The following is a 559-nucleotide window of genomic DNA, read 5'->3' as shown; positions in this document are numbered from 1 at the left end:
GGCTGGGGGGTGGGCCTTCGGGCCCGTCCGATCCGTCCGACCCTTCGGACTCGTCGGGCCCCGCGGGCTCCGGCGGGGTCGCGTACGGCGACGGTCCCGCCGACGCCCCCGACGCCTGCCTCGTCCTGGACGCCGACACGTGCCGCGCGGTGGGCGCCGGGACGCTCGCGCTCGCCGACGGGGTGCGGGACGGGCGGATCGAGGTGGCGGGGGACAGCGCCCTGGCGAAGGCGCTGCGCGGCGTGTGACGGCGAGCAGTGTGACGGCGGGCGTGTGTGACGGCGGGCGTGCGACGCCGGGTGTGTGACGCCGGGGTGTGACGGCCGGCGTATGACGCCTCGTCAGGAGAAGTCGCCGAAGTGGGCGAACCGGGCACGGGGATCGAGTAGCGTGAACCGATTCGGCGGGGTCGTCGGCGGATCGGGTGTGCAACTTGTCCCGCAACTCCGCTCGCCCACAGACGAGTTGGAGGAGCCATGAGGGCTTGGAGCAGACGGCGCGCGGCGGGGCTCGGGTGGGCCGGGTGGCGGCCCCGGGTGGCCGGCTCCGGCAGGGCGGC

At 76.2% G+C, this 559-nt stretch carries 1 pseudogene; it reads left to right on the top strand.

Annotated elements, in window-relative coordinates:
* A pseudogene (locus tag GT042_RS29505) lies at positions 1 to 248 on the top strand (transcriptional regulator); the annotation flags it as partial.
* Between the last annotated feature and the right edge of the window lie 311 nt (positions 249 to 559).

It is taken from the genome of Streptomyces sp. SID3212, assembly GCF_009865405.1.
Lineage (GTDB): Bacteria > Actinomycetota > Actinomycetes > Streptomycetales > Streptomycetaceae > Streptomyces.
Note: the sequence above shows the minus strand (reverse complement) of the source record. Positions and strands in the feature narration are given on the sequence as shown.